7 protein-coding genes are annotated in these 6,900 nt (G+C 46.9%); all 7 read right to left on the bottom strand.

The window, feature by feature from the left end:
• Nucleotides 1-5: 5 nt before the first annotated feature.
• The gene (locus tag KFF03_RS17620; RefSeq protein WP_255858233.1) at nt 6-1,499 is read right to left on the bottom strand and encodes a hypothetical protein; all 1,494 of its coding nucleotides are present in this window, start codon (nt 1,497-1,499) and stop codon (nt 6-8) included.
• Between the two features lie 11 nt (nt 1,500-1,510).
• Nucleotides 1,511-2,047 (bottom strand): hypothetical protein, encoded by a 537-nt coding sequence (locus tag KFF03_RS17715; RefSeq protein WP_304941515.1) that lies wholly within the window; start codon nt 2,045-2,047, stop codon nt 1,511-1,513.
• A 132-nt stretch (nt 2,048-2,179) separates the two neighbouring features.
• Nucleotides 2,180-3,577 (bottom strand): tRNA uridine-5-carboxymethylaminomethyl(34) synthesis GTPase MnmE, encoded by a 1,398-nt coding sequence (mnmE, locus tag KFF03_RS17630; protein ID WP_255858234.1) that lies wholly within the window; start codon nt 3,575-3,577, stop codon nt 2,180-2,182.
• Between the two features lie 346 nt (nt 3,578-3,923).
• On the bottom strand, nt 3,924-5,576 hold the full coding sequence (gene yidC, locus KFF03_RS17635) for a membrane protein insertase YidC (protein ID WP_255858235.1): 1,653 nt from the start codon (nt 5,574-5,576) through the stop codon (nt 3,924-3,926).
• 2 nt (nt 5,577-5,578) lie between these two features.
• Nucleotides 5,579-5,875 carry a membrane protein insertion efficiency factor YidD gene (yidD, locus tag KFF03_RS17640; RefSeq protein WP_255858236.1) on the bottom strand — a complete coding sequence of 99 codons (297 nt, stop codon included), beginning with the start codon at nt 5,873-5,875 and terminating at the stop codon, nt 5,579-5,581.
• The gene (gene rnpA / locus KFF03_RS17645; RefSeq protein ID WP_255858237.1) at nt 5,835-6,227 is read right to left on the bottom strand and encodes a ribonuclease P protein component; all 393 of its coding nucleotides are present in this window, start codon (nt 6,225-6,227) and stop codon (nt 5,835-5,837) included. Before rnpA ends, yidD begins: the two co-directional genes overlap by 41 nt.
• 31 nt (nt 6,228-6,258) lie before the next feature.
• The gene (rpmH, locus tag KFF03_RS17650; RefSeq protein WP_068657478.1) at nt 6,259-6,393 is read right to left on the bottom strand and encodes a 50S ribosomal protein L34; all 135 of its coding nucleotides are present in this window, start codon (nt 6,391-6,393) and stop codon (nt 6,259-6,261) included.
• Nucleotides 6,394-6,900 lie beyond the last annotated feature (507 nt).

Below are 6,900 nucleotides of genomic sequence, written 5' to 3' on the forward strand. Positions count from 1 at the left end.
GTTCTTCAATAATTAAATCTGCGTCTGCTCAAGGCAAAGACAGCTAACAGAGTCACAAATCCCAGATTTAAAGAACCAAGCCATGTGTCTTCGTCAGAATCAGACGTTTGATTATCAATACCTTCTCTTGCATCAGGTGCTGGTTCTGGTTCAGGAGTTGGTTCTGGTTCAGGAGTTGGTTCTGGTTCAGGAGTTGGTTCTGGCTCAGGAGTCGGCTCTGGTTCAGGAGTTGGTTCTGGCTCAGGAGTCGGTTCTGGCTCAGGAGTCGGTTCTGGCTCAGGAGTCGGTTCTGGCTCAGGAGTCGGTTCTGGCCCAGGAGTTGGTTCTGGCTCAGGAGTCGGTTCTGGTTCAGGGATTGGCTTTTGCAGACTGAAGTCGATCGCATTTTGTGCTAAACCGGCAATACCTGACACTTTAAACGCAGGGTTCTTAGCCACTTCATCAAGAATCAGCGCATTTAACTGAGCAACCGCATCAGCAATGGCCTCGGAAAATCCGGTGACACCCAGGTTTTCATAATCTTGTTGAGTTGGCGCCTGATCGCTTGTTCCTGCTAAGAAGTCTTTGAATAGCGGATAACTCGCCAAAAACAGATTGATTGTATCCAGTTGTTGATCAGCTTCCTCTAATGCCTTCTTTAAATCACCTACGGTAGCAATATCCGATGCTGAAAAAGCCGAAGCAATGTTTTTCAACTGACGAACAATACCATCGCTACCCAAAGAAACGATGCGTTCATCCGGTGAAGGCCCACCTTCGCCTAAAACAATATTGCCATTAGCACCGGCATTTATCCGGAATAAGTTCTGACGTTGATAGTCCAGCTCTTGCGATTCGGTGCAGGTGTACATCGTCCAAAAACCCTGAGTCACGGAAACCACTTCAATGATGGGATCTCCGTCTGGAATCACACCATTGAACTGAACCGTGTCATTATTCTGAATAACGTCACAAACCGGTGCTGGCGCAGTGCCATCACTTAACGCATCACTGGTTTCACACTCAATAAAATAGCCTTGTTTAAATGGCGTCGTTGGCACTGGTACAAAAATTGGTTCGCCAGCAGGAATAAACTCATTTTCAATATACCCACCACTAATATTTGAACCATAACCATCACAAATGGGCTTGCGTTGAAATCCATCAGATACACGGATTTCTGATTTTTCGTTATTGAGTGCTTGTAAAAGAAAATAAGAACCACCGCCATTGGAGGATGAATTAAATGTCATTTCCCAGCGCTTACCGAGTTTTTCTGCGCCAGACATATCATCAAGATTAATTCTCAGATTATTTTCTTTCAGACGTAATGCATCATTACTGAGCGGCTGATCTCCGTTATTCCTGGAGAAGTTCTCACCATTAGAACAGTCCTGACCAATACAGGCACTGCCCACCACAACCTGGTTTTCCTGGATAATCTGGTCAGACCAGGCATCCGTCACATTCAAGCTTAAAAGGACCAATAGACTAGCGGCCGGTAATTTTGTAATTGTCATGTTCTTCCCCCTCAAAGTTCATTGAGTTGGATAAGAATCGAATCTATTCGGGCGTTGATGGCATTAAGCGCAGCATCCATTTGTTCTTTGGTAACTGCATCAGAGTCTGCTGTTCCTTCAGCTACATTAGTGATACGACGCTCAGCACCTTCAGCTCCAACGGATATTGCACCATCAACCAGCTCAGAACCGGCACCTAAAGCAACACTGCTATTATCGCCAGCCGAGATTTTTAAAACGGATTGTTGAGTAGTCTGGTCAATCAGGTAGAAATAAGGCGCATCTAACAGTGATTCACTGGTGATACCCATCAGCCAATCATTGGTAGGAAAAGCAGCTGAAGTACTGGTATCAACAAATGAAATGCGTGGATCATCCGTTTTCAGTCTCAATGTATCAAAACCAAAATCTTCAGTATCTGTACAAGCATCACCAACACACTGGCTTCCGACAACAATCAGGTCATCAAGAACTTGCTGGTCAGCAGCTGAGTACAGTGAAAAAAGTGTTAAAGCACTTGCGAGTACTACTTTTGTATTTCGATACATGGTCTGAATCCGGATTAAATAAATTTATTAATCAGTCGTTACTCAACATAAAAACTGATTATTGATCATAATCCGTACAATACAAAAGCGAGACACTAGCGTCCAGATAAATCCTGAAACAATTTTTTACATTCACTTACCGATACAGAAGCTGCCGAAAATCTCACCCAGCAGGTCGTCAGCGGTGAATTCACCGGTGATTTCGTTCAGTGCGTGTTGTGCCATACGCAAGTCTTCCGCCAGTAATTCACCAGCCGCCATACCTTCCAGCTGCTGGCGGCCAAAATCCAAAGCTTCCTGAGCACGGTTTAAGGCATCAATATGGCGACGGCGAGCGAGGAATCCGCCTTCGGAAGCCGCTTCAAATCCCATCACGTCTTTCAGGTGCTGGCGCAAGTCATCCACGCCCTGATTGTGTTTCGCTGATAAGGTAATGGTTGGGAAATCTTTGGTTGTGGATAACCCCATGCTTTCTTCTGAGATATCCGCCTTATTACGGATCACAGTTAAGCGCCCAGAGGCCAATAATGAATCCGTCTCAGAGGCTAATCCCTGCTCATCATACAAGGCATGCAACAAGGCTTTGGGATCAGTTTCGTGGGTGGTGGAATCGATCATCAGCAACACCCGATCGGCCTGCTCAATCTCCGCCCAGGCACGCTGGATTCCAATACGTTCCACTTCATCAGGCGCATCGCGCAAACCCGCAGTATCAATGATGTGCAGCGGCATTCCGTCTATATGAATGTGCTCTTTTAAGACGTCTCTGGTGGTACCAGCAATATCGGTAACAATCGCCCGCTCCTGACCGGCTAAAGCGTTGAGTAGTGAGGACTTACCAGCATTGGGGCGCCCGGCAATTACGACGTTCATACCTTCCCGCAATAAAGCACCCTGATTAGCTTCCTGCAGCACCGATTTTAATTCACCGTCGACTGTGGATAACATAGTGGAAACTTTGCCATCCGAGAGAAAGTCGATTTCTTCTTCCGGAAAGTCGATCGCTGCTTCCACATACATACGCAGATGAATCAGCTGATCGAGCAGGCTGTGTACTTTTTTCGAAAATTCCCCCTGCATCGAGCGCAGGGCACAACGAGCGGCTTGCTCAGAGGCAGAATCAATTAAGTCGGCAATCGCTTCCGCTTGTGCCAGATCCATTTTGTCATTAAGGAAGGCGCGTTCTGAGAACTCACCTGGGCGTGCTAAGCGACAGCCTGACGCCACCACTTCTTTTAACAGCAGATCCAGTACCACAGGACCACCGTGACCTTGCAGCTCCAGTACATCTTCACCAGTAAACGAATTCGGATTCGGAAAATACAAGGCAATGCCTTCGTCCAGCACTGTGCCGTCAGCCGCGGTAAACGGGCCGTAGTGGGCGTAGCGAGGTTTTGGCTGAAAGCCGAGAATTTTTTCTGCGACAGTAAGTGCCAGCTCACCGGATACCCGAATAATACCAACGCCTCCGCGCCCGGGGGCGGTAGCAACAGCGGTGATGGTGTCCTGATGAATGGCATGTTCTGACATAATTATCTGACTTAGCTCTCTGGCTTATTGTAATGAATCAAAAACGGAGTATGTCTGACGGTGCACTTCAGCACGCAACACGCGGTTAATACATCCCTGTACGCTCGACTATCGCATCCCTGCGATAGACGGTTGCTTAGCTAAAGCCCACCATCAGACTGATAAACGCCGATATTTCCGTATTGTATCTGCAAAAACCAAAAACGGCCTGTTTATACAAACAAGCCGTTTTATCAAAGTAGCGATGTTGCTGTTAAGCGACCCTCCATGACATGGATGTCATGGACGAGCTTACAGGGACGTACTAGCAGCGTGTCGCGTAGAGCAACACCGCTGCTTAACCGCATCAACTGTTTTCAATCTGCTTAGTGATCACATACTGCTGTGCAATCGACAGAATGTTGTTCACTACCCAGTACAGTACCAGACCCGCCGGGAACCACAGGAAGAACACCGTGAAGATGATTGGCATAAACTGCATCACACGTGCTTGCATTGGGTCTGGCGGTGTTGGATTCAGCTTCATCTGAATAAACATCGAAGCACCCATGATCAGCGGCAGGATAAAGTAAGGGTCCATCACCGACATATCTTCAATCCACAGGAAGAACGGCGCCTGGCGCAGCTCAACCGATTCCATCAGTACCCAGTACAGTGCAATAAATACCGGCATCTGTACCAGAATCGGTAAACAGCCACCCAGTGGGTTAATCTTCTCTTTTTTGTACAGAGCCATCATTTCCTGGCCCAGCTTTTCACGGTTATCACCGTACTTCTCTTTAATCTCCTGCATCTTCGGCGCAACTTTGCGCATGTTCGCCATCGAACGATAAGACGCTGCAGACAGTTTGAAGAATGCCAGCTTAATCAGGATGGTCAGGAAGATAATCGCTACACCCCAGTTACCCACGATGTCGTGAATGTTATCCAGCAGCCAGAACAATGGCTGGGCAACCCACCATAACCAACCATAGTCGATGGTCAGATCCAGGTGCTCAGCAATTTCACCTAAACGCTCCTGATCTTTCGGGCCAATGTATAAGCTGGCGCCCACTTCGCCCACAGAACCCGGAGCAACCGTTGTTGGGCCACTGTAGAAACCAAAGACGTTGTTGCCTTTAACCTGACGGCCATTGTAGGTGTGAGGCTGATCCTGAGCTGGGATCCAGGCCGCCAGGAAGTAATGTTGCAGCATCGCCGCCCAACCGCCTTGCTGAACGGACTTATACGGACCATCGACTAAATCATCAAAACCAATTTTTTCGTAACGGTTTTCTTTGGTCGTTAACGCAGCACCCAGGTAAGACTGCATGCCCATGCTGTTGCCAGCAGAAGGGTCTTCTGAATTATCACGCTTCAGCTGGGCGTAGAAAGTACCTTGCCAGTTTTCATCAGAGGTGTTGTTGATGCGGTAGGTCACATCCATCAGGTAATCACCACGACGGAAAGTAAATACTTTATCCACAGAGCCTTTATCGGTGTTGGTGCTCAGTACGACTGTCAGCTCATTGGCATCATCCGCTAGTTCATAACGCGTATTGTCAGCGCTGTATAAGGCCGGGCCTTTAGCATCAACACCGTCTTTACCTAACAGGCCGCTCTGAGCGACGTAGGTACGACGATTGTTTTTCTCCATCATGACAAAAGGCACATCCTTTTGTTCGATGGAAGCCGGGTAGGCTGGCAGTAATACCTGCACCACTTCGCCACCACGCGGATCAATGGTCACTTGTAATACATCGGTATTCACAGTGATCAGTTTGCCATCAGGGGCAGCAACATCAATGGATTCCGGCGCGACTTCAGGAGCATCAACCTCCGGAATATCCGCATTTTCTGTAGCAGCCTGAACCGGTACCGGCGCATCCTGAGTTTCAGAAACCGCCGCAATTGGCGCATTTGCCTGAGTGTTCTGACCGTAGTCATCATTCCAGGCAAGAATTAAAAAATAAGTACTAATGGCTAAGCCAATAAATATAACCGTACGGCGGATATCCATGATCAGGCTTTCCGTTGACAACAGTGGGATTGAGGGTTCGGTAAATCAGGTACCGGGTCGACACCATGGGAACCCCACGGGTGACACCGGAGCAATCGCTGTAAGGCTAACTTACCACCACGCAAAGCACCATATCGACGAATGGCTTCATCGGCATAACTGGAACAAGTAGGGTAATAACGACAACGACTGGGAAATAATGGACTGATTGCGTAGCGATAGACGGCAACAAAAGCGAGCATAAGTCGGGCGATAAGATTAACGCCGTTTTTTACGTTTGCCGTTGGATGGTCTGCCATGGGATGGGCGCTTCAATCTGAACCAAAGGGCGTCAATCATCTCACGTATTTGCTGGTTGTCCAGCTCAGTGACCCCGGAACGGGCAAGTATGACAAAATCTAAGGCAGGCAATTGATGCTGATTTAACCGACAAGACTCACGAATGAGTCGTTTAACCCGGTTACGCTGCACCGCATGCTTGATTTGTTTTTTAGCCAGTACAAAGCCAATTCGCGGATGATCAAGCCCATTTGCTGATGCAAGCACCAGCATTTGGGGAGTACTCCCGCGTAATTCGGTATTATCAAAAACCCGTTTGAACTCGGCTGGTTTTAGTAAACGCAGTTGCCGGGAAAACTCAAACTCAGGCATTGAAAATAATCGTACGAGAGTAAACGGGCAATTAAGCAGTCAGAACGTGACGGCCTTTTGCACGACGACGAGCCAGAACCTGACGGCCGTTTTTTGTAGCCATACGAGCACGGAAACCGTGAGTACGCTTACGCTTTAATACGCTTGGTTGAAAAGTACGTTTCATAACACTGTCACTCGTTAAGTGAATAGCCAAATTTTTGAGGGCGGCAATTGTATGAGAAAGATAAACGAATAGCAATGGCGAATTTTTGCTCAATTGTGTGAGTTTTCTCAAAACTGATTTTTCACATTTTTATCTCACTCTGAATAAGAAAATATGAATGAATATGTTTTGAAGAAAAGAAAGAGAGAAGTTCGTTATTTTTATTTCTTAGTAACTCAAAATCTGTGGAAAACAACAAAAAACACTTATAAAACAATATCTTGAAAGAATTATAACTCAGGTATTAGTTGCGCTTAAGTTCAGAATTATCTGGGAAAATCGCGTGTATAAAATGGCCTGTTATACACAGTCTGGGTTAACGATCGGGTTTTCCTCAATTTCGTGCTCAGTTTTTCAGACGGGTTATTGCTGGGTTTATCCACAAGAATATCGCTTAAAAAGAATTTTATTGTTTGTTCTGTGGATAACCTGCCTTGCCTTCGGTACACTAGTCGGCTCGCTTAAAAT

Source organism: Bacterioplanoides sp. SCSIO 12839 (genome assembly GCF_024397975.1).
Taxonomy (GTDB): domain Bacteria; phylum Pseudomonadota; class Gammaproteobacteria; order Pseudomonadales; family Oceanobacteraceae; genus Bacterioplanoides.

Coding starts and splice junctions, on each gene's coding strand:
- KFF03_RS17715 (WP_304941515.1), bottom strand. CDS start 2,047: ATGTATCGAAATACAAAAGTAGTACTCGCAAGTGCTTTAACACTTTTT.
- yidC (WP_255858235.1), bottom strand. CDS start 5,576: ATGGATATCCGCCGTACGGTTATATTTATTGGCTTAGCCATTAGTACT.
- yidD (WP_255858236.1), bottom strand. CDS start 5,875: ATGGCAGACCATCCAACGGCAAACGTAAAAAACGGCGTTAATCTTATC.
- mnmE (WP_255858234.1), bottom strand. CDS start 3,577: ATGTCAGAACATGCCATTCATCAGGACACCATCACCGCTGTTGCTACC.
- rnpA (WP_255858237.1), bottom strand. CDS start 6,227: ATGCCTGAGTTTGAGTTTTCCCGGCAACTGCGTTTACTAAAACCAGCC.
- KFF03_RS17620 (WP_255858233.1), bottom strand. CDS start 1,499: ATGACAATTACAAAATTACCGGCCGCTAGTCTATTGGTCCTTTTAAGC.
- rpmH (WP_068657478.1), bottom strand. CDS start 6,393: ATGAAACGTACTTTTCAACCAAGCGTATTAAAGCGTAAGCGTACTCAC.